We start from the raw sequence: 22,259 nt of genomic DNA, 5'->3' as shown, positions 1-22,259 counted from the left end.
CATTTTTCTTTGCGAACGGCTTACTCGGAAGCCACGGCGTTCTTCGCCAGAATCGCATTCGCCAGCTCCATGTCCGACGCCTGCAGGCCCGGATTGTCGGCGCGGACTTTCTGCATCGCCGCTTCCAGATATGGGCCACGAATGCTGCCGTCACTGGCAACGAAACTGCCGGCATCGTCCTGCGCGGCGATGATCAGTTTGTGGTCCTTGAAGGTCAGGTAGGTCGAACCGGTGGTGGCACCGGACGAGATGACGTTACGCCAAAAGCTGTCCGCCATGGCCGAACCAACGGGAAGGGACAGCAAGGCCAGAGTGGCGACAGCAAGTTTGAGACGCATGATGAGATGACTCCTGGGGGTTAACTAGGGCCTTGGATCGCCATTTCCCCGATCCGGTTCCGTGGCGGCTCATTTCTGCTCGCTCTGCGGCGTCACCCGTAGCACTTCCTCTACCGTCGTCATCCCTGCCGCAACCTTCTGCGCGCCGGACAAACGCAAACTGCGCATGCCTTCCTTGAACGCCTGCCGCCGAATGGCGGTGAGGTCGGTATCCGGAGTGATGAAGGCTTTGAGGCTGTCGCTCAATTGCATGATTTCGTAAACCCCGGCGCGACCGCGATAACCGGTGTCGCGGCATTCCACGCAACCGATGGCACGCTGCGCGTTACCTGGCAGTGGCGCTTGCCAGGGGCGGGTCAGGGTTTGCCAGTCTTCGTCTTCCAGCGTTAGCGGCGCCTTGCAATGCGGACACAAGGTGCGCACCAGACGCTGGGCCATGACCCCGAGCACGGTGGCTTTGATCAGGTAGTGCGGCACGCCGAGTTCGAGCAGACGGCTGATCGCGCTGGGGGCGTCGTTGGTGTGCAGCGTCGACAGCACCAAGTGCCCGGTGAGCGCTGCCTGAATCGCCATTTCAGCGGTTTCCAGATCGCGAATCTCGCCGATCATGATGATGTCCGGGTCCTGCCGCATCAGCGCACGCACCCCGGCGGCGAAGCTCAGGTCGATGTTGTGCTGCACCTGCATCTGGTTGAACGCGGGTTCGACCATTTCGATCGGGTCTTCGATGGTGCAGAGGTTCACTTCCGGCGTCGCCAGTTTTTTCAGCGTGGTGTACAGCGTGGTGGTCTTGCCCGAACCAGTCGGCCCGGTGACCAGAATGATGCCGTTGGGCTGGCGGGTCATGTCTTGCCAGCGGCGCAGGTCATCGGCGCTGAAACCCAGTTGATCGAAGTCCTTGAGCAGCACTTCGGGGTCGAAAATCCGCATGACCATTTTTTCGCCGAACGCGGTGGGGAGCGTTGAAAGGCGCAACTCGACTTCGCCGCCATCCGGGGTCTTGGTCTTGACCCGGCCGTCCTGGGGTTTGCGCTTTTCGGCGACGTTCATCCGCCCGAGGCTTTTCAGGCGACTGACTATCGCCATGGTCACCTGCGGCGGAAATTGATAGACGTTGTGCAGCACGCCGTCGATGCGAAAACGCACGGTGCCTTGCTCGCGGCGCGGTTCGATATGGATATCGCTGGCACGCTGTTGGAAGGCGTACTGGAACAGCCAGTCGACGATGTTGACGATGTGCGCGTCGTTGGCGTCCGGCTCCTGATCGCTGGCGCCGAGGTTGAGCAGTTGTTCGAAGTTGCCGAGGTTACCGCTCTGCTGATCGCCATTGCTGGCGCCGCTGACCGATTTGGCCAGGCGGAAGAACTCGACGCTGAAGCGCTGGATATCCGCCGGGTTGGCCACCACCCGCTTGATCGGCAGCTTCAATACGTGGGTGAGATCGGCTTCCCATCCGGTGACGTAAGGCTGGGCACTGGCCACGGTGACGGAGTCGCGGTCGACCGCTACGGCGAGAATCTTGTGCCGTTGTGCGAAGGCGTAAGACATCAACGGCGTGATCGCGGCGACGTTGATTTTCAACGGATCGATGCGCAGGTACGGCTGACCGGCCTGCTGCGCCAGCCACAGGGTCAGGCTTTCCAGATCGAGGTGTTTGCCTGGACGGCTAAGGTCATCGAGTTGCTGACTGGCGATGAATTCCAGCGGGTGCATCTGGCCGTGGGCTGCATGGCGACGGCGGGCATTCAGTGCCTGCTCCGCCGAGTCCTGGCCGATAAAGCCTTGGGCGACCAGTTCACGCAGCACCTCGTTGAGTTCCAGCCAGCGGTCCTGAGTGGCGAGTTGAACGGACATGCGGGCTTCCTTTTGAGCGACAGTGCGCAAAAGGATAGTCGTGGCCCCGCAGACCGTTGGGCCACTACCCGACGAAGCCGTTGCCGGATTTGTCAGCCAGCGGCTTGCGCGGGTGCATCCCAGAAGCTGTCGGCGTTTTGCAGGTTCACCGAGCAAACGCTGATCAAGTTACGAAGTTTTTCCGCGATCACTTGCGCGCGATGCCAACTGAAACCGCCCATGACAATGTCGATCGACATCAAGTCATCCATTCGCTGCACGGTGACTTGTTCCGGTGTGAGGAATTGCAGTGCGAACAGGTTGAGCACCCGCACCAGCAAGTCCGGCTCAGCCTCGGCGAGAATCTGATACTGCGCCAGGCAATGGGTGTTGCTGACGCTCCAGACATCGGCGCGGGTTGGCGCGGTGGTTACGGCTTCGAGGTGCGGCATGGCGAGTCTCCAAAATCTCTGGAGGAATTTTTACATTCGGCGCGGGGTATTTCTTGGCTATGATCGGCGTTAATGACGGCTGATCGAAAAGATCAATTCGCATAATCCGGTTATTGAGGTTTTTCTATGCACAGCGAGTTGGACAGCTACGACCGCAAGATTCTCGCCCTGCTGCAAGAGGACGCTTCACTGTCGAGTGCGCAGATCGCCGAGCAGGTCGGCCTGTCGCAATCGCCGTGCTGGCGGCGGATTCAGCGGATGAAGGAGGAGGGGATCATTCGCGGCCAGGTGACTTTGCTCGATCGCAAGAAGATTGGCCTGAATACGCAGATCTTTGCCGAGATCAAACTCAACGCGCACGGGCGTTCGAACTTCACTGAGTTCACCGAAGCGATTCGCGGCTTTCCGGAAGTGCTGGAGTGTTATGTGCTGATGGGCGCGGTGGATTTTTTACTGCGCATTGTTGCGGCGGACATTGAGGCGTATGAGCGGTTCTTCTTCGAGAAGCTGTCGCTGGTGCCGGGGATTCAGGAGGTGAATTCGATTGTGGCGCTGTCGGAGATCAAGTCCACCACCAGCCTGCCGGTTTGAGGCAAGGCTGCTGGCCTCTTCGCGAGCAGGCTCGCTCCCACATTGGAATGCAATCCCCTGTGGGAGCGAGCCTGCTCGCGAAAGCGGTTTTACATGCGCAGGAGCATTTTCCAAGCGCGATTCTGGTAAACCGCAATCGCCTGCTGCTTGCGTGCGTCGAGCAGTTCGTCAGTGATCGTCGGCTCGTTGGCCAGTTGCGCCAGCTTGTTCAGTTCACCGTACAGTCGATCCATTTCCGGGATATCCAGCACATTGCGTGCATGGTGCAGCCAGACCTGAATGCGCTCGATACGCGGCAGTTGTTCAGCCAGATCTTCCGGCTGCTGCTGATAACGCTGCAATTGCAGGGCCGTCGCTTCTTCGCCCAAGGTACGCGGCAGCCAGCTGTGCAACTGCGCGCCACCCTGACGGTTGCCACGCACGTTGCGCTCGGCGGTCCAGGTGCGGGCCAGCAACCAACGCGAAGTGTTCAGCGAGAACAAGCCCCAGCGCGGGTCTTCGAGTTCTTCGAGGAACTGCTCCGGTGCGGCTTTGCGCACGTCTTCGTCTTCGATACCGGCCTGCACTAGCGGGCGCCAGTCTTCCAGCAAAGCATCGAGGGCAACGCGCAAGTCGTGAGTCGACTGACGCGGCGCGGCTTGGCCGAGGCTGCTGAGCAGGGCGCGCATTTCCACGAGATTTTCGACCCAGTCGAGCAACAGGCGCCAGTGACCGTTGAAACGGTATTGTTCAGCCAGACGCTGGCTGCTGCCGAGCAAGTGCCAGCTCAGCGCAGCGAAGGCGTCGTCGAGTTGGGTTTCCGGGGTCAGCTCCGGCGCCGGCAGGCTCAGCGAGTAGCTGTTGGCGTCGTACAGACGATAACCGCGCTCAGCCTTGCTGATGTCGCACGGCATCAGCGCCAGGGTTTCCGCCAGTTCAGCGGCCAGTTCCAGCAGCGCGGCAGGCTCGCCTTCGCGCAATTCCAGTTCCAGTTCGCAGATTTCTTCTTTCTGCTTGCCGACGACAACGTGACCAAGATCCAGCGCGGCTTCGATGACCACTTTGCTCTTGCCACGGCCCCAGGCGATTTCGGCGCGCTCACGGACGAAGTCGGTGGTGAAGATCGGCTTGAGGGTTTTCTTGTCCAGCTCGGCCAGCGACTCGGGCCAGCATTCGCCGTCGAGTTTCTTCACGTCGAGCTTGGCTTTCGGCAACTTCCAGTCGTACTCGTTACGCTCGGACAGACCGGCGACGCTCTGGCCACGGGTCTTGAGGGTCTGAATCACTTCGTCACCGTCCTTGCGCAGGCGCAGGGCGACTTTGGCCTGAGCCAGATCGCGCTCGGGGGTGTCGAAGTACTGGTTCATCAACTCACGGCGTTCCCAGCCACTTTTGTTGCGTTTTTTCAGTAACGGGTGCTCGCGCAGAGCGGCGAGGGTTTCGCGGCTGACGCGGAGTTTGATTTCGGTTTCTTTCTGCATGGCCGGAAAATCCAGGATCGGGAGCGCAGCCGGGGGAATGTGTGGCTGCCAAGGCCGTGCAGTGTACAGGACTGATTCGTCCTACGCCCTGCGGCGGTTTATTCCTGACGCCGGATGGTTCTATGATGGACTTCAAATCGGGAGTTGGAGTCAGCGATGCCTTTGCCGTCCATGCAAGACCAGTTCGCTGCGCTGATCGCCGCGCCATCGGTCAGCTGTACCCAACCGAGCCTCGATCAGTCCAATCGTGCGGTGATCGATTTGCTCGCCGGTTGGCTGGGCGACCTGGGTTTCAGCTGCGATATCCAGCAGGTCAGCCCCGGCAAATTCAACCTGCTCGCCAGTTTTGGCAGCGGCCCCGGCGGGCTAGTGCTGGCCGGGCACAGCGACACGGTGCCGTACGACGATGCGTTGTGGCAGACCGATCCGCTGAAGCTCACCGAGGTCGATGGCCGTTGGGTCGGGCTGGGCAGTTGCGATATGAAAGGTTTCTTCGCGCTGATCATCGAAGCCGTGCTGCCGCTGCTCGATCAGCCGTTCAAGCAGCCGCTGCTGATCCTCGCCACTTGCGATGAAGAAAGCTCGATGTCCGGCGCCCGCGCGCTGGCCGAGGCCGGGCGTCCGCTGGGCCGCGCAGCGGTGATCGGCGAGCCGACCGGGCTCAAGCCGATCCGCATGCACAAAGGCATCATGATGGAGCGCATTGATATCCTCGGGCAGAGCGGCCATTCGTCGGATCCGCGCCTGGGCCACAGCGCCCTCGAAGCGATGCACGATGCGATCGGCGAACTGCGCGGCCTCCGCCTGTTGTGGCAGCGTGAATTCAATAATCCGCAGTTCAGCGTGCCGCAGCCGACGATGAACTTTGGCTGCATTCATGGCGGCGATAATCCCAACCGTATCTGCGGTCAGTGTTCGCTGGAGTTTGATCTGCGGCCGTTGCCGGGCATGGACCCGAAAGTCCTGCGCGCAGAGATCCTGCGCAAGCTCAACCCGGTCGCCGAGCGGCATCAGGTGAAGATCGATTACAAGCCGTTGTTCCCGGAAGTGCCACCGTTTGAGCAGTCGGAAGACGCCGAACTGGTGCGCATCGCCGAAAAGCTCACCGGTCATTGCGCCGAAGCAGTAGCGTTCGGCACCGAAGCGCCTTATCTTCAGCGCCTTGGCTGCGAAACCATCGTGCTCGGCCCCGGCGACATTGCCTGTGCGCATCAGCCCGGCGAGTACCTTGAAATGTCACGTTTGCAGCCTACCGTGCATCTATTACGGCAACTGATTGAACATTACTGCCTGAAGAATTGAACGCATCCCTTGTAGGAGCTGCCGAAGGCTGCGATCTTTTGCTTTTGTTCTGAAGATCAAAAGATCGCAGCCTGCGGCAGCTCCTACAGGGGTGAGCCGCTAAATTAGTGGGAATCCAACCCGTATTCATGAGGAGAGCGCGCGTGTCGCCAAGCCTGTTCCGACGATAACCATCAGCCCGCTGTGCGTTTTCCGTTTCGCCCCTTTTTAGGCTGCTATTTATTACAGGCCCAGGTTCATGCCCGAATACGTCAATTGGCTTCGTCACGCGTCCCCTTACATCAATGCCCACCGCGACTGCACCTTCGTCGTCATGCTGCCCGGCGACGGCGTGGAGCATCCGAATTTCGGCAACATCGTCCACGACCTTGTCTTGCTGCACAGTCTTGGCGTGCGCCTGGTGCTGGTGCACGGTTCGCGCCCGCAGATCGAAACCCGCCTCGCCGCGCGTGGGCTGACCCCGCATTACCACCACGGCATGCGCATCACCGATGCCGCGACCCTGGAATGCGTGATCGACGCGGTCGGCCAATTGCGCATCGCCATTGAAGCGCGTTTGTCGATGGACATGGCGTCGTCGCCGATGCAGGGTTCGCGTTTGCGCGTGGCCAGCGGCAACCTCGTCACCGCACGGCCGATCGGCGTGCTGGAAGGCGTCGACTATCACCACACCGGCGAAGTGCGCCGGGTCGACCGCAAGGGCATCAACCGCCTGCTCGACGAGCGCTCGATCGTGCTGCTGTCGCCGCTGGGCTACTCGCCGACCGGTGAAATCTTCAACCTCGCCTGCGAAGACGTCGCCACCCGCGCCGCCATCGACCTGGGCGCGGACAAACTGCTGCTGTTCGGTGCTGACCTCGGTCTGATCGACGAGAACGGCAAACTGGTGCGCGAGCTGCGTCCACAGCAAGTGCCGGCGCATTTACAGCGTCTGGGCAGCAACTATCAGGCGGAACTGCTCGATGCTGCCGCCGAGGCTTGCCGTGGCGGTGTCGCGCGCAGCCATATCGTCAGTTACGCCGAAGACGGCGCGCTGCTGACCGAGCTGTTCACCCGTGACGGTGGCGGTACGCTGGTCGCGCAAGAGCAATTCGAACTGGTGCGCGAGGCGGCAATTGAAGACGTCGGTGGTTTGCTCGACTTGATCAGTCCGCTGGAAGAGCAGGGGATTCTGGTGCGTCGCTCGCGCGAAGTGCTGGAACGCGAGATCGAGCAGTTCAGCGTGGTCGAGCGTGAAGGCATGATCATCGCCTGCGCGGCGCTGTATCAGATTGCCGATTCCGATGCCGGTGAATTGGCGTGTCTGGCGGTGAATCCGGAGTATCGCCACGGCGGTCGCGGTGATGAACTGCTGGAACGCATTGAAACCCGTGCGCGGGCGCAGGGTTTGAAGACCTTGTTCGTTCTCACCACGCGCACCGCGCACTGGTTCCGTGAGCGCGGGTTCGAACCGAGCAGCGTTGAACGCCTGCCAGCGGCGCGGGCTTCGTTGTACAACTTCCAGCGCAATTCGAAGATCTTCGAAAAGACTCTGTAACCGAGGCGCTCCATTCGCGAGCAGGCTCGCTCCCACATTTGTTCAATGAACCCATGTGGGAGCGAGCCTGCTCGCGAAGCTTTTTACTGGGCGATGAACTTCGCGCTGACGTACGGCGAGTAGTCCGGCAGCACCGTCTCAACCTTGCCCTGTTCCTTCAAAAACTTCGCCGTCTCGCCAATCGCCTTTGCTGTGCCGCCGTCCAGCAGCGCTTTAGTTTGCTGCGCCTTGGCATCCGGGAACGCTGAACCTGCGAGCAATTCCGGCACATCGGCGGCATTGGCACCGGTCAGTTTGGCGATTTTCTGTACCGGCACCGAGTCAGCTGTCCAGCTGTCTTTATGCGCCGCGTAATCGGCAAATGAATCCAGCGTGACCTTGGCGAATTTCGCTACGACGTCGGGGTGCTTCTCGGCGAAATCCTTGCGCGCGACCCAAACCTCGAAGGTCGGCGCGCCCCACTGACCGACCTGTGCGGCATCGGTCAGAGTCTTGCCGGTCTTGCGGATTTCCCCCAGCGCCGGCGACCAGACAAACGCGCCATCGATATCGCCACGTTTCCACGCCGCTGCAATCTCTGCCGGTTGCAGGTTCACCACTTTGACTTTCGAGCTATCCAGCCCCCAATGCTTGAGTGCGCCGAGCAGGCTGTAGTGGGAGGTGGAAACGAAGGGCGTGGCGATGGTCTTGCCGACCAGATCCTGGGGTGTGTTGATGCCGCTGCCATTGCGCACCACCAACGCTTCGGCGGCATTGATCTGCGCCGAAACGATGAACGCCACAATCGGCAGATTACGCGAAGCGGCAGCGGCCAATGGGCTGGAACCGAGGTTGCCGATCTGCACGTCACCGGAAGCAATGGCTGTCACAACTTCCGGGCCACTGTTGAAGCGGCGCCAGTCGATTTTCTCGCCGATGGTTTTTTCGTAGACGCCGTCGGCCTGGGGGACTTTGCTCGGGTCGATACCGGTTTGATAACCCACGGTGAGGTTGGCGGCATGGGCGGAAAAACTAATCATCGCCGACACACAAACTGTAACAAATTGACTAGATAGTGCGCGTTTGGCCATCATGGCGTCGCCTTTTCGATAGGGTTTGACGATTCGGGGTTGCGCCAAAGCTAATCGATATAAAAAAAGGCTAACAAATACCATTTAGGAATGAGCTTAGTCGCCGATACGCTGTTTCCCGGCGGAGATGGCACGATAATGGCCATATTCCGAAATGATATGAAAAAGAATGAATAAATTCTTTTTGGGTTTATCAGGAAATCTTTACTCTGCACGGACCAAATCACTGCGATTAGACCTTGGTCGTAGACACACAAGGTTACGATTGACTTGTCAGTCACGGTCTGGCGCTAATCGCGCATCTTAGGATCCAGGGCATCAGACCCCGGGCCAGGAACACAAGAATTAGAAACGAGAGGAGCTTTACATGAACAAGTCCACCTTGGCCCTGGCTGTGGCCGTAGGGGTTATGGCGCAGCAGGCAGGCGCCGCCGGTTTCATCGAAGACAGCAAAGCTACCTTGGGGCTGCGTAACTTCTACATCAACACCGATAACCGTGATGGCGCTGGCGCCAACAAGAACGAAGAGTGGGGCCAAGGCTTCGATCTGCGTTTCATCTCCGGTTATACCCAAGGCACCGTAGGTTTCGGTATCGATGCCATCGGCCTGCTGGGCGTACGTCTGGATTCGGGCGGCGGCACTAACGGCAACAGCGGTACCGCTTACGGCGGCACTGTGTTCCCGAGCGAGTCCAACGGCAAAGCGGTGGACAACTTCTCCAGCCTGGGCCTGACTGCCAAAGCCAAGATCTCCCAGACTGAACTGAAGCTGGGTACTCTGCAGCCGAAGAACCCGGTCATCGTGACCAACGACGGTCGTCTGCTGCCACAAACCTGGCAGGGTGGCCAGATCACTTCCGGCGAAATCAAGGACCTGACCCTGGTCGGTGGTCAGATCGAAGCCGTGAAAGGTCGTAACTCCAGCAACAACGAAAACCTGTCGATCGGTGGCGCCAACACCCGTGGTACTGCGTTCCGTGACAGCAACAAGTTCATCTACGCCGGTGGTGACTACAAGATCACCAAAGACCTGACTGCCCAGTACTACTACGGCAACCTGGAAGATTTCTACAAGCAGCACTTCCTGGGTCTGGTTCACAACTGGGCAATCGGCCCGGGCGTATTGAAGTCCGACTTCCGTTACTTCAACAGCTCCGACGACGGCAAGAACGGCACTGATTCGGCTTACTACAGCAGCGGCAACTACACCGGTTTCCGTAACGGTCGTGGCGAAGTTGACAACAACCTGTACAGCGGTCTGTTCCTGTACACCGTTGAAGGTCACACCTTCGGTGGCGGCTACCAGGTTTCCAATGGCAGCAGCGACTTCCCTTGGCTGAACCAGGGCGACGGCTCGTCGAACTACACCATCACCGACATGCAGATCCAGAAGTTCGGTCGTGCCGGCGAGAAAACCTGGCAGGCTCGCTACTCGTATGACTTCGCTAAAGTTGGCGTACCTGGCCTGACCGCTGGTGTGGTTTACCTGAAAGGCGATTCGATCGACACCGTTGGCACCAATGGTCGCGAAAGTGCATCGAACCGTTCCGAGTGGGAACGCGATTTCACCATCGGCTACGTCGTACCTGAAGGCCCGTTCAAAAACGTCGGCCTGATGTGGAAAAACGCTGTATGGCGCACCGATCTGCCGAACACCCGTTCGCAGGACGAAAACCGCCTGATCGTCAGCTACTCGATCCCGCTGTTGTAATAGCGAGTTCCTGCACCTGATGTAAAAAAAGCCCCGTCCGGCATCGCGCCGGACGGGGCTTTTGCGTTTTCGAGTCAGGCCCACCCCCGTAAGCCATCCCCGATTTCCCTCTTTACAGCAACTCAAGGCCTTCTCGAACCTTGCGGCCGATATTCGTCGGGATGCCTGCCAGCGTCCAGTGAACAGATGTTTAATATTCGTTAATGATCTAGATATCTCATTATTTATTCTTTTTCACGATGGCAAATCACGGGCTACAGTTGAGGTCTCGAACAACTCATCAGGAGCAGCACCATGAGCCTCAGACTCGGCGACATCGCCCCCGATTTCGAACAGGATTCCAGCGCCGGCAAGATTCGTTTCCACGAATGGCTGGGCGATAGCTGGGGCGTGCTGTTCTCCCACCCGGCGGATTTCACACCGGTGTGCACCACTGAGCTGGGCTTCACCGCCAAGCTCAAGGATGAGTTCAGCAAGCGCGGCGTCAAAGCCATCGCGCTGTCGGTCGATCCGGTGGACTCGCACCACAAGTGGATCGAAGACATCAACGAAACCCAGAACACCATCGTCAACTTTCCTATCCTGGCCGATGCCGATCGCAAAGTTTCCGACCTCTACGATCTGATCCACCCGAACGCCAACGACACGCTGACCGTGCGTTCGCTGTTCGTGATCGATCCGAACAAGAAGATTCGCCTGACCATCACCTATCCGGCGAGCACCGGGCGCAACTTCCACGAGATTCTGCGGGTGATCGATTCGCTGCAACTCACCGACAACTACAAGGTGGCCACCCCGGCCAACTGGCAGGACGGTGAAGAGGTGGTGATCGTGCCTTCGCTCAAGGATGAGGAAGAGATCAAGCAGCGCTTTCCGAAGGGTTATCGCGCGGTGAAACCGTACCTGCGCCTGACGCCACAGCCGAACAAGTGAGATTTGCGGTGTAGCCACCACCGCCATCGCGAGCAGGCTCACTCCTACAGGGAGACGCATTCCAAATGTAGGAGTGAGCCTGCTCGCGATGGCGTTAGTCCAGTCACCACGGAACCACTAAGCAGGGGATTTCAGGCCGTTTCGACGGCCTTTTTTTTCGCCTTGAAAACCCGAATCTTATATCTCCAAAATGCATAACCAAATGAATAAATATGATTTATGGATATATAAATCAGCTGGTAAGGTCTCTCCCATCGAAGCGAGATCGCAACCCGCGAATCGCCTGTAACGCTTAAGGAATGGTCTCAATGCTGGTCGTCTCACTCGGTGGCAGTCCCAGCCTGCGCTCCCGTTCCGGGGTGCTGCTGGAGCGCTCGCAACGTTGGTTGCAGCAGCAAGGCGTGGAAGTGGTGAGTTATCAGGTGCGGGACTTCCCGGCCGAAGATTTGCTCCATGCCCGCTTCGACAGCCCGAAGGTGCTCGACCTGCTGCAACAGATTGAAAACGCCGACGGCCTGCTGATCGCCACACCGGTTTACAAAGCATCGTTCTCCGGCGCCCTGAAAACCCTGCTGGATCTGCTGCCCGAGCGCGCGCTGAACCACAAGATTGTCTTGCCGATGGCCACTGGCGGCAGCATCGCCCACATGCTGGTGGTCGATTACGCCCTCAAGCCTGTGTTGTCGGCGTTGAAAGCCCAGGAAATGCTCCAGGGGATTTTCGCCGAGGACAGCCAGATCGCTTACGGCGAAGGCAGTGCCGCCGCGCAACTGGCACCGGCGTTGGAGCAGCGTCTGCATGAAGCGCTGGATCAGTTTGTCGGCGCCATGGCCCGCCGGCCGAAACCGCTGGAACCGGGCCTGTTGAACGAACGTTTGTTGAGTGCTCGCTGGAGCATTTAAGCCACACCCGCATTTGATGTACTTCACCTTACTCAGCCGCTAACGGCCAAGCAGGTGCAGCCAAAACCCAACAGCAAAAAGGAGAGCGCTATGCGCACTGTATTTTTGCGTCGTGGTCTGGTCGCTCTGTTTGCTGCGGCTGTCACCTTCGGCGCCATCACTCAAGCTCAAGCCGAGACTCTTCGGATCGGTTATCAGAAGTACGGCACGCTGGTGCTGCTCAAAGCCAAGGGCACTTTGGAAAAACGTCTGGCCGCTCAAGGCGTCGACGTGCAATGGACTGAGTTCCCCGGTGGCCCGCAACTGCTCGAAGGCCTGAACGTCGGCTCGATCGACTTCGGTGTCACCGGCGAAACCCCGCCAGTCTTCGCCCAGGCTGCCGGCGCCGATTTGCTTTACGTCGCTTATGAACCACCCGCGCCGAACAGCGAAGCGATCCTTGTGCCGAAAGACTCGCCGATCAAATCGGTGGCCGATCTCAAAGGCAAGAAAGTCGCCTTGAACAAAGGCTCCAACGTGCACTACCTGCTGGTGCGTGCGCTGGAAGACGCCGGTCTCAAGTACACCGACATTCAAACCGTATTCCTGCCGCCAGCCGATGCTCGCGCCGCGTTCGAACGTGGCAGCGTCGACGCCTGGGTCATCTGGGATCCGTACCAGGCTGCCGCCGAGAAACAACTGCAAGCGCACACCCTGCGCGACGGCAAAGGCATCGTCGACAACCATCAGTTCTATCTCGCGACCAAGCCATACGCACAGAAAAACCCCGAGGTGATCAAGACCCTCGTGGAAGAGGTGCGCGCCGTCGGCGAGTGGTCGAAAGCCAACCCTGAAGACGTCACCCAACAAGTCGCGCCACTGCTCGGCCTGCCGGCAGACATCACCCTGACCTCGGTGAAACGCCAGGGCTACGGCGCGCTGTTCCTGACCCCGGAAGTGGTCGCCGCACAGCAGAAAATCGCTGACACGTTCTTCCAGCTCAAGCTGATTCCCAAGCCGCTGAGCATCAAGGATGTGATCTGGACACCACCGGCCGCTGTGGCTAAAGCGCAGTAACTCGAATCCCCAAGGAGACCACTCCATGAGCCTCAATATCTTCTGGTTCCTGCCCACCCACGGCGACGGCCATTACCTTGGCACCGCCGAAGGCGCTCGCGCCGTTGACCACGGTTATCTGCAACAGGTCGCGCAAGCGGCGGATCGTCTGGGTTTCGGCGGTGTGCTGATTCCCACCGGCCGTTCCTGCGAAGACTCGTGGCTGGTGGCAGCGTCGCTGATCCCGGTGACCCAGCGCCTGAAATTCCTCGTTGCCCTGCGCCCCGGGATCATTTCCCCGACGGTCGCGGCGCGGCAGGCAGCCACGCTGGATCGTCTGTCCGGCGGGCGTGCGCTGTTCAACCTGGTGACCGGCGGTGACCCGGAAGAATTGGCCGGTGACGGGCTGTTCCTCAGCCACGAAGAACGCTATCAGGCTTCGGTGGAATTCACCCGCATCTGGCGCCGTGTGCTGGAAGGCGAAACCGTTGATTACGACGGCCAGCACATCAGCGTGAAAGGCGCGAAATTGCTCTATCCGCCGATCCAGCAACCACGTCCGCCGCTGTACTTCGGTGGTTCTTCGGAAGCGGCGCAAGATCTGGCCGCCGAACAAGTGGAAATGGTCCTGACCTGGGGCGAGCCGCCAGCAGCGGTGGCCGAGAAGATCGCCCAAGTTCGCGCCAAAGCCGCCAAGCTCGGCCGCACCGTACGCTTCGGCATTCGTCTGCACGTGATCGTTCGTGAAACCAACGCTGAAGCGTGGCAAGCGGCGGATCGGCTGATCTCGCATCTGGATGACGACACCATCGCTCGCGCTCAGGCGTCGCTGGCGCGTTTCGATTCGGTCGGTCAACAACGCATGGCCGCACTGCACGGCGGCAGTCGCGACAACCTCGAAGTCAGCCCGAACCTCTGGGCCGGCGTCGGTCTGGTGCGCGGCGGTGCCGGTACGGCGCTGGTTGGCGATGGCCCGACCGTCGCAGCGCGCGTGAAGGAATACGCCGATCTGGGCATCGACACCTTCATCTTCTCCGGTTATCCACACCTTGAAGAGTCGTATCGCGTCGCAGAACTGCTGTTCCCGCACCTCGACATCGAGCGCCCGGAACTGCCGAAAAGCGCCGGTTACGTCAGCCCGTTCGGCGAGATGGTCGCCAACGACATTCTTCCCAAAGCCGCGTCGCAGAGCTGAGGCGCGCCATGAAGAAAATCATCCACAGCCTCGCGCCCTGGGCGTTGCCGGTGTTGTTGCTGGCGGTGTGGCAGTTGTCGGTGTCGGCCGGTTGGTTGTCGACACGGATTCTGCCAGCACCGGTGGCGGTGATCGAAGCCGGCGTGAGCCTGGTGCGCAGCGGCGAAATCTGGACGCACCTGGCGATCAGCGGCTGGCGCGCGGCGCTCGGTTTCACCATCGGCGGCAGCATCGGTCTGGTCTTGGGTTTCATTACCGGCCTGTCGAAATGGGGCGAACGCCTGCTCGACAGCTCGGTGCAGATGATCCGCAACGTGCCGCATCTGGCGCTGATTCCGCTGGTGATCCTGTGGTTCGGCATCGACGAGTCGGCGAAGATCTTTCTGGTGGCGCTGGGCACGTTGTTCCCGATCTACCTCAACACGTATCACGGCATCCGCAACGTCGACCCGGCGCTGGTGGAGATGGCGCGCAGTTATGGCTTGAGCGGGTTCAGCCTGTTCTGGCAGGTGATTCTGCCGGGCGCGCTGCCTTCGATTCTGGTCGGTGTGCGTTTCGCCCTGGGCTTTATGTGGCTGACGCTGATCGTCGCCGAAACCATCTCGGCCAGCTCGGGCATCGGCTATCTGGCGATGAACGCGCGCGAGTTTTTGCAGACCGACGTGGTGGTGCTGGCGATCCTGCTTTACGCGGTGCTGGGCAAACTCGCCGACCTCGCGGCCCGTGGACTTGAGCGTGTGTGGTTGCGCTGGCACCCGGCCTATCAGGTTGCCAAAGGAGGTGCGGCATGACCGCTCAACAACCTCCACGCCTGCTGCGCGGGATTCCGCTGGCGGTGCGCAACCTGCAGAAAACCTTCGGCACGCGGCAGGTGCTGCGTGACATTGATCTGCACATTCCGGCGGGGCAATTTGTCGCCGTTGTCGGGCGCAGCGGCTGTGGCAAAAGTACCTTGCTGCGCTTGCTCGCCGGCCTCGATCAACCGACTGGCGGCGACTTGCTCGCAGGTTCGGCGCCGCTCAGCGATGCGCGGGAAGACACCCGATTGATGTTCCAGGAAGCACGTCTGCTGCCATGGAAAAAGATCATCGACAACGTCGGTCTTGGCCTCAAAGGCAACTGGCGTCCGAAGGCTCTCGAAGCACTGGACGCGGTGGGTCTGGCGGATCGTGCCAATGAGTGGCCGGCGGCTTTGTCAGGCGGACAGAAACAACGCGTCGCACTGGCGCGGGCGCTGATCCACCAACCGCGTCTGCTGTTGCTCGACGAACCGCTCGGTGCGCTGGATGCGCTGACCCGCATTGAAATGCAGCAACTGATCGAGCGTCTCTGGCAGCAACACGGCTTCACCGTGCTGCTGGTGACCCACGACGTCAGCGAAGCGGTGGCGATTGCCGACCGGGTGATTCTGATCGAGGACGGCGAAGTCGGTCTTGATCTGCATGTCGAACTGCCGCGGCCGCGAGTGCGTGGTTCGCACAGACTCGCAGCGCTGGAAACCGAAGTGCTTAACCGTGTTCTCTCCCTGCCCGGCGAACCGCCGGCGCCGGAACCTGTTTCACCACTGCCTACGCAACTGCGTTGGGCGCAATGAAGCAGCTGCGAGCCTCAAGCTACAAGCTACAAGTAGAAGCGCTGTGCTTTTGCTTGCCGCTTGAAGCTTGCCACTTGCCGCTTATTTCGACCTCAGGAGAAATATCATGACTATCAAAGCCATCAACGTCCGTAACCAGTTCAAAGGCTCGATCAAGGAAATCGTCCTCGGCGACGTGCTGTCGGAAATCGACGTGCAAACCGCTTCCGGCATCGTCACTTCGGTGATCACCACCCGCTCGGTCAAGGAGCTGGAACTGGTGGTTGGCAGCGAAGTGATCGCCTTTGTGAAATCCACCGAGGTGTCGATCGCCAAGTTGTAAGCCAGTGAGTAAAAAACAACCCCGGAGGGCGTGAGCCCTGCGGGGTTTTTTGTGCCTGATCTGAAAACTGCGGTGCGGCCTTCGCGAGCATGCTCGCTCCCACAGGGGATCGCATTCCAAATGTGGGAGCGAGCCTGCTCGCGAAGAGGTCAGTCAGATCACTAGAGATCTTTTGGGTAGATACGGCGGCAGATACAATCCAATGTAGGCATCAAACACCCGCATCCCTTCCTCGGCCATGCGCGGCGTGATCTGCCCATGCTGCTGCACCGAGCGCGCATAAACCCGGTCACCCAACTCCATGGCCAAGGCAAACACATCGACATCCACCGGCAGCCTCGGCAACTCGAAGTGATGATCGAACAGCTTGTGCATCAGGTCGCCCAGTTCGATGTCGTGCTGACGGTCAGCCTGAGTCACTTCGGTCAGACCATGCTGGGCAAGGATCAACTGACGCGCCGCCGCGTCTTCGTCGTAGATCTCCAGCATCCGTTGTTCGACCAGCCGCGACAGATCACGCCAGTCACGCAAAGCTTCGTGATCGATCGGCGCTTGCAGGCAAGCGCGAAACGCCGCGTGCACATCCGCCGTCAGTGCCTCAAGCAGCGCCGGGACGCTGGCGAAAAAGTGGTACACGGAAGAGGGCGGAATCTGCGCGCGCTCGGCGACGCTGTAGATCGACAGACTCGCCACACCCTCGGCGGCCAGCAGCGTACGCGCGGCGTCGAGTATCGAATCGATGCGCGCCTGGCTGCGGGCACGGGGTTTGCGGACGGGGGCGGGACGCGTCATGGAAGTCTCCTGCGGGGCAGCGGGCATTGTACGAGCCGGCTCTTGTGTTGTCTTGTCGGCCGCTTTCGCGAGCAGGCTCGCTCCCACATTTGATCTCCAGTGAACTTGAGCATTTGTACACACAGCCCCCTGTGGGAGCGAGCCTGCTCGCGAACCGCCGCAGGCGGCCATAAAAAAACGCCGCTGGCTGAATTAGCCAACGGCGTTTTTTCCTGAAGCTGCAATCCGCTTAAACGGTATGCAGATACCAGTTGTACTCAAGGTCGGAGATGGAGTGTTCGAACTCCTCCAGCTCGCTTTCCTTGCAGGCGACGAAGATATCGATGTACTTCGGATCGATGTACTTGGCCATCACCTCGCTGTCGTCCAGCTCACGCAGGGCATCGCGCAAGTTGTTCGGCAGGCTTTGCTCGTTCTGCTCGTAGCTGTTGCCTTCGACTGGCGCGCCCGGCTCGATCTTGTTGGTCAGACCGTGGTGCACGCCGGCCAGCACCGAAGCCATCAACAGATACGGGTTGGCGTCGGCACCGGCGACGCGGTGTTCGATACGCACGGCATCGGACGAGCCGGTCGGTACGCGAATCGCCACGGTGCGGTTGTCGAGGCCCCAGCACGGCGAGTTCGGCACGTAGAACTGTGCGCCGAAACGACGGTAGGAGTTGACGTTCGGGCAGAGGAAAGCCATCTGCGCGGGCAGGGTCTCGAGCACACCGCCGATCGCGTGACGCAGCGCGGCGTTCTGCTCGGGATCCTCGCTGGCAAAAATGTTTTTGCCTTCTTTATCCAGAATCGAAATGTGTACGTGCAGACCATTACCTGCCTGGCCCGGGTACGGCTTGGCCATGAAGGTGGTGTCCATTTCATGGTCGTAGGCGATGTTCTTGATCAGACGCTTGAGCAGTACCGCGTAGTCGCATGCCTTGATCGGGTCGGCGACGTGGTGCAGGTTCACTTCGAACTGCGCCGGGGCACTTTCCTTGACGATGGCGTCGGCCGGGATGCCTTGCTCTTTGGCACCTTCCAGAATGTCCTGGAGGCAGTCGACGTATTCGTCGAGGTCGTCGATCAGGTAGACCTGCGTCGAGTGCGGGCGTTTGCCGGAGATCGGCGAGCGTGGCGGCTGTGGACGGCCGTTCACGTTTTCCTGGTCGATCAGGTAGAACTCGAGTTCGAATGCCGCGCAGATGGTCAGGCCCAGCTCGTCAAACTTTGCAACAACTTGACGGAGCACTTCGCGCGGATCGGCGAAGAACGGGTCGCCTTCGAGTTCGTGCATGGTCATCAACAGTTGCGCGGTCGGGCGCTTCTGCCATGGCTCGTTGCACAGGGTATCGGGGATCGGATAGCAGATACGATCGGCGTCGCCGATGTCCAGGCCCAGGCCGGTGCTTTCCACCGTAGAGCCGTTGATATCCAGAGCAAATAGAGAGGCCGGCAGGTTGATGCCTTTCTCGTAAACCTTGTGGAGGCTGGTGCGTTCAATGCGCTTGCCGCGCACCACACCATTCATATCCGCAATCAGAAGGTCAACGTACAGAACCTCAGGATGTTCCTTAAGGAACGCGTTCGCTTCGTTAAGCTGAACGGCACGCGGGGGTACCGACATGATGCAACACCTTTGTTGTTAAAAATATCAATCATTGATCTTTTCTGGTTTCAGTCAACCCGAACGGCCTGCCGAAGTCAAGCGAGGCCTTTTTTGCCCTAAAAAAGCGCTGTGAGGGCATTTATGGGGCACTTTCGGGCGTTTTTTTGTCCTTGGAAGACTGTGCATCCGCGGGCTTGAGCAGGCCGTGTTGTATTTTTTACGGGGGTGTTGTGTAAAAAAATGAACAAGGCTAAGCTCCGATCAAACCCATAACAGCAATAATACCGGGGTGCTTCATGTCTCGCCTGCCGTTAATCGGCATCACCGACTGCTCGCAACAGTCCGGTCTGCATGCTCATCACATCAGTGGCGACCAATCCGTCCGTAGCGCAGCCAGCATGGCTCGCCCGTTAGCGACGATGTTCCCGTCCATGACCGCTCAAGCGTCAGCGTCCGATATTCTGGACGTACGGGAAAGCATCCTGTTTATGGCGTCTCCTTCCAATATAGATCGCTTTCACTCCCAAAGCCTGTGCCGCTTGCCAAGCCGTGCTCATGATTCTGCACGCCTTGAGTGTGCACAGGAAATGCAACGCCAGCGTAAAGGGCAGGTAAGCTCCTCTTTCATTGTCTATGCGCGGTGCCGGGCGTAAGCCGGTACTGCGCGAGCAAGCCCCCTTTAACGCGACGCTCCAAGCGTCAAACTTTGCCTGACATCATGTCAGGAGACTCAGCCCAGAGGCATTTATGAGTAACAACCTCGACCAGCTCACCGATTGGTTGAAAGACCACAAGATCACAGAAGTCGAATGCATGATCGCCGACTTGACCGGGATCACCCGGGGCAAGATCTCGCCGACCAACAAGTTCATCGCCGAAAAAGGCATGCGTCTGCCAGAAAGCGTGCTGTTGCAGACCGTGACCGGCGACTACGTCGAAGACGACATCTATTACGAACTGCTCGACCCGGCCGACATCGACATGATCTGCCGCCCCGACCAGAATGCCGTGTACCTGGTGCCGTGGGCCATCGAGCCAACTGCTCAAGTGATCCACGACACCTACGACAAGCAGGGCAACCCGATCGAGCTGTCGCCGCGCAACGTCCTCAAGAAAGTCCTCAAGCTCTATGCCGACAAGGGCTGGCAGCCAATCGTGGCGCCGGAAATGGAGTTCTACCTGACCAAGCGCAGCGACGACCCTGACTATCCGTTGCAGCCGCCGATTGGCCGTTCGGGTCGTCCGGAAATCGGTCGTCAGTCGTTCTCGATTGAAGCGGCGAACGAATTCGACCCGCTGTTCGAAGACGTCTACGACTGGTGCGAACTGCAGGAGCTGGACCTCGACACGCTGATCCACGAAGACGGCACGGCGCAGATGGAAATCAACTTCCGTCACGGCGACGCACTGTCGCTGGCCGACCAGATTCTGGTGTTCAAACGCACCATGCGTGAAGCCGCGCTCAAGCACGACGTCGCTGCGACCTTTATGGCCAAACCGATGACCGGCGAGCCGGGCAGCGCGATGCACTTGCACCAGAGCATCATCGACATCGAGACCGGCAAGAACGTCTTCTCTAATGAAGACGGGACCATGAGCCAGTTGTTCCTGCACCACATCGGTGGTTTGCAGAAACTGATTCCTGAGTTGTTGCCGCTGTTCGCGCCGAACGTCAACTCGTTCCGCCGCTTCCTGCCGGACACCTCGGCACCGGTCAACGTCGAGTGGGGCGAAGAAAACCGTACCGTCGGCCTACGCGTACCGGATGCCGGCCCGCAAAACCGTCGCGTGGAAAACCGCCTGCCGGGCGCCGACGCCAACCCGTATCTGGCGATCGCCGCGAGCCTGCTCTGCGGTTACATCGGCATGGTCGAAGGCCTCAACCCGAGCGCACCAGTGGTGGGCCGTGGTTACGAGCGCCGCAACCTGCGCCTGCCGCTGACCATCGAAGACGCGCTGGAGCGCATGGAAAACAGCGCGACCATCGAGAAGTACCTGGGCAAAACCTTCATCACTGGGTACGTCGCGGTAAAACGGGCCGAGCATGAAAACTTCAAGCGCGTGATCAGTTCCTGGGAGCGTGAGTACCTGCTCTTCGCCGTCTGATACGCCGGACGCGGTCCTCACCGGCCGCGTCTTCACCGATAACAAGGAGAATTGGCATGACCAGCAACAACCCGCAAACCCGCGAGTGGCAAGCCCTCAGCAATGATCACCACCTAGCCCCGTTCAGCGACTTCAAGCAGCTGAAAGAGAAGGGCCCGCGGATCATCACCAACGCCAAGGGCGTTTACCTGTGGGACAGTGAAGGCAACAAGATTCTCGACGGTATGGCCGGTCTGTGGTGCGTGGCCATCGGTTATGGTCGCGATGAGCTGGCCGACGCGGCCGCCAAACAGATGCGCGAACTGCCGTACTACAACCTGTTCTTCCAGACCGCGCACCCGCCAGCGCTGGAACTGGCCAAGGCCATCGCCGACGTGGCACCGGAAGGCATGAACCATGTGTTCTTCACCGGTTCCGGCTCCGAAGGCAACGACACCATGCTGCGTATGGTCCGCCACTACTGGGCGATCAAAGGCCAGCCAAACAAAAAAGTCATCATCAGCCGCAAGAACGGTTATCACGGTTCGACCGTGGCCGGCGCGAGCCTCGGTGGCATGACTTATATGCACGAGCAAGGCGACTTGCCGATCCCGGGCATCGTCCACATCGCGCAGCCGTACTGGTTCGCCGAGGGTGGCGAGATGTCCCCGGAAGAGTTCGGCATCTGGGCGGCCAATCAGTTGGAAGAAAAGATTCTCGAAGTCGGCGTCGACAATGTCGGTGCCTTTATTGCCGAGCCAATTCAAGGCGCCGGTGGCGTGATCATTCCGCCCGACAGCTACTGGCCGCGCATCAAGGAAATCCTTGCCAAGTACGACATCCTTTTCGTCGCCGACGAAGTGATCTGCGGTTTCGGCCGTACCGGTGAGTGGTTCGGTAGCGATTTCTACGACCTCAAGCCCGACATGATGACCATCGCCAAAGGTCTGACCTCCGGTTACATCCCGATGGGTGGGCTGATCGTTCGCGACACCGTTGTTGCGGTGCTCAACGAAGGTGGCGATTTCAACCACGGCTTCACCTACTCCGGTCACCCGGTGGCAGCGGCGGTGGGCCTGGAAAACATCCGCATCCTGCGCGACGAAAAAATTATCGAGAACGCGCACAACGAAACGGCACCGTATTTGCAGAAACGTCTGCGGGAACTGAACGATCACCCGTTGGTGGGTGAAGTTCGCGGCGTCGGTCTGTTGGGCGCGATCGAGCTGGTGCAGGACAAGGCCACGCGCAAGCGTTACGAAGGCAAGGGCGTCGGCATGATCTGCCGCCAGTTCTGCTTCGACAACGGCCTGATCATGCGCGCTGTGGGCGACACCATGATCATCGCGCCGCCGCTGGTGATCAGCAAAGCCGAGATCGATGAGCTGGTTACAAAGGCACGCAAGTGTCTGGACCTGACCCTCAGTGCGTTGCAGGGCTAAGTGCTAGGCTTTGAGCGGGGGAGCCGTGGCGCTCGCGCTCAAAGCTGTCGGAAAGGCTGGTCTTTTCTTGAAAGACC

Annotated in this window: 20 protein-coding genes; 13 read left to right on the top strand and 7 right to left on the bottom strand. The window is 59.7% G+C overall.

Going from position 1 to position 22,259, the window contains the following annotated elements:
- Positions 1–20 precede the first annotated feature (20 nt).
- The 3 genes from HU718_RS29150 to HU718_RS29140 all read right to left on the bottom strand — a co-directional run bounded on the left by HU718_RS29150 (position 21) and on the right by HU718_RS29140 (position 2,623).
- Positions 21–341, bottom strand: a complete 321-nt coding sequence (locus HU718_RS29150; RefSeq protein WP_176470061.1) for a DUF2388 domain-containing protein — start codon at positions 339–341, stop codon at positions 21–23.
- Between the two features lie 66 nt (positions 342–407).
- Positions 408–2,192 carry a type IV pilus assembly ATPase TfpB gene (gene tfpB / locus HU718_RS29145; RefSeq protein ID WP_186613407.1) on the bottom strand — a complete coding sequence of 595 codons (1,785 nt, stop codon included), beginning with the start codon at positions 2,190–2,192 and terminating at the stop codon, positions 408–410.
- A gap of 92 nt (positions 2,193–2,284) precedes the next feature.
- Positions 2,285–2,623 (bottom strand): ACT-like domain-containing protein, encoded by a 339-nt coding sequence (locus tag HU718_RS29140; protein ID WP_095119878.1) that lies wholly within the window; start codon positions 2,621–2,623, stop codon positions 2,285–2,287.
- Between the two features lie 126 nt (positions 2,624–2,749).
- Between HU718_RS29140 and HU718_RS29135 the strand changes: the two genes are divergently transcribed.
- On the top strand, positions 2,750–3,214 hold the full coding sequence (locus HU718_RS29135; protein ID WP_016983809.1) for an Lrp/AsnC family transcriptional regulator: 465 nt from the start codon (positions 2,750–2,752) through the stop codon (positions 3,212–3,214).
- Positions 3,215–3,303: 89 nt separating this feature from the next.
- On the opposite strand, the gene HU718_RS29130 is transcribed toward HU718_RS29135, so the two are convergent.
- Complete coding sequence (locus HU718_RS29130) at positions 3,304–4,674, bottom strand: CYTH domain-containing protein (protein ID WP_186613409.1); 1,371 nt, start codon at positions 4,672–4,674, stop codon at positions 3,304–3,306.
- Positions 4,675–4,830: 156 nt separating this feature from the next.
- Here HU718_RS29130 and argE point away from each other — a divergent pair, with 156 nt between their 5' ends.
- Together argE and argA are read left to right on the top strand one after the other, a co-directional pair.
- On the top strand, positions 4,831–5,976 hold the full coding sequence (gene argE, locus HU718_RS29125; protein WP_186613411.1) for an acetylornithine deacetylase: 1,146 nt from the start codon (positions 4,831–4,833) through the stop codon (positions 5,974–5,976).
- 238 nt (positions 5,977–6,214) lie between these two features.
- A complete protein-coding gene (gene argA, locus HU718_RS29120; protein WP_095119881.1) occupies positions 6,215–7,513 on the top strand; it encodes an amino-acid N-acetyltransferase in 1,299 nt (432 codons plus the stop codon).
- A gap of 83 nt (positions 7,514–7,596) precedes the next feature.
- Here the strand turns inward: argA and tauA are convergent, their stop codons facing one another.
- Positions 7,597–8,532, bottom strand: a complete 936-nt coding sequence (gene tauA / locus HU718_RS29115; protein WP_437180868.1) for a taurine ABC transporter substrate-binding protein — start codon at positions 8,530–8,532, stop codon at positions 7,597–7,599.
- A 418-nt stretch (positions 8,533–8,950) separates the two neighbouring features.
- Between tauA and HU718_RS29110 the strand changes: the two genes are divergently transcribed.
- From HU718_RS29110 to HU718_RS29075, 8 genes are all read left to right on the top strand, one after another.
- Entirely contained in the window at positions 8,951–10,294 is a 1,344-nt protein-coding gene (locus tag HU718_RS29110; RefSeq protein ID WP_150706323.1) for an OprD family porin, read from the top strand.
- Between the two features lie 294 nt (positions 10,295–10,588).
- A complete protein-coding gene (locus tag HU718_RS29105) occupies positions 10,589–11,227 on the top strand; it encodes a peroxiredoxin (RefSeq protein WP_077574963.1) in 639 nt (212 codons plus the stop codon).
- Between the two features lie 308 nt (positions 11,228–11,535).
- The gene (ssuE, locus tag HU718_RS29100; protein ID WP_034151973.1) at positions 11,536–12,129 is read left to right on the top strand and encodes an NADPH-dependent FMN reductase; all 594 of its coding nucleotides are present in this window, start codon (positions 11,536–11,538) and stop codon (positions 12,127–12,129) included.
- Between the two features lie 90 nt (positions 12,130–12,219).
- A complete protein-coding gene (locus tag HU718_RS29095) occupies positions 12,220–13,185 on the top strand; it encodes a sulfonate ABC transporter substrate-binding protein (protein ID WP_038358995.1) in 966 nt (321 codons plus the stop codon).
- Between the two features lie 25 nt (positions 13,186–13,210).
- On the top strand, positions 13,211–14,359 hold the full coding sequence (gene ssuD, locus HU718_RS29090) for an FMNH2-dependent alkanesulfonate monooxygenase (RefSeq protein ID WP_018928626.1): 1,149 nt from the start codon (positions 13,211–13,213) through the stop codon (positions 14,357–14,359).
- A gap of 8 nt (positions 14,360–14,367) precedes the next feature.
- Entirely contained in the window at positions 14,368–15,150 is a 783-nt protein-coding gene (gene ssuC / locus HU718_RS29085) for an aliphatic sulfonate ABC transporter permease SsuC (RefSeq protein WP_003229260.1), read from the top strand.
- On the top strand, positions 15,147–15,953 hold the full coding sequence (gene ssuB / locus HU718_RS29080) for an aliphatic sulfonates ABC transporter ATP-binding protein (RefSeq protein WP_095112834.1): 807 nt from the start codon (positions 15,147–15,149) through the stop codon (positions 15,951–15,953). The genes ssuC and ssuB overlap by 4 nt, the downstream gene beginning before the upstream one ends.
- A gap of 106 nt (positions 15,954–16,059) precedes the next feature.
- Positions 16,060–16,275, top strand: a complete 216-nt coding sequence (locus HU718_RS29075) for a TOBE domain-containing protein (RefSeq protein ID WP_003229256.1) — start codon at positions 16,060–16,062, stop codon at positions 16,273–16,275.
- Between the two features lie 153 nt (positions 16,276–16,428).
- On the opposite strand, the gene HU718_RS29070 is transcribed toward HU718_RS29075, so the two are convergent.
- Together HU718_RS29070 and HU718_RS29065 are read right to left on the bottom strand one after the other, a co-directional pair.
- On the bottom strand, positions 16,429–17,067 hold the full coding sequence (locus HU718_RS29070; protein WP_150706327.1) for a TetR/AcrR family transcriptional regulator: 639 nt from the start codon (positions 17,065–17,067) through the stop codon (positions 16,429–16,431).
- A 229-nt stretch (positions 17,068–17,296) separates the two neighbouring features.
- On the bottom strand, positions 17,297–18,673 hold the full coding sequence (locus tag HU718_RS29065; protein WP_007913842.1) for a glutamine synthetase family protein: 1,377 nt from the start codon (positions 18,671–18,673) through the stop codon (positions 17,297–17,299).
- 729 nt (positions 18,674–19,402) lie between these two features.
- Between HU718_RS29065 and HU718_RS29060 the strand changes: the two genes are divergently transcribed.
- Entirely contained in the window at positions 19,403–20,761 is a 1,359-nt protein-coding gene (locus HU718_RS29060) for a glutamine synthetase family protein (protein WP_034151968.1), read from the top strand.
- 56 nt (positions 20,762–20,817) lie between these two features.
- Positions 20,818–22,182, top strand: a complete 1,365-nt coding sequence (locus HU718_RS29055; RefSeq protein ID WP_110718071.1) for an aspartate aminotransferase family protein — start codon at positions 20,818–20,820, stop codon at positions 22,180–22,182.
- The last annotated feature ends 77 nt before the right edge of the window (positions 22,183–22,259 follow it).

The sequence above is a fragment of the Pseudomonas tensinigenes genome (genome assembly GCF_014268445.2).
Classification (GTDB): Bacteria; Pseudomonadota; Gammaproteobacteria; order Pseudomonadales; family Pseudomonadaceae; genus Aquipseudomonas; species Aquipseudomonas tensinigenes.
Note: the sequence above shows the minus strand (reverse complement) of the source record. Positions and strands in the feature narration are given on the sequence as shown.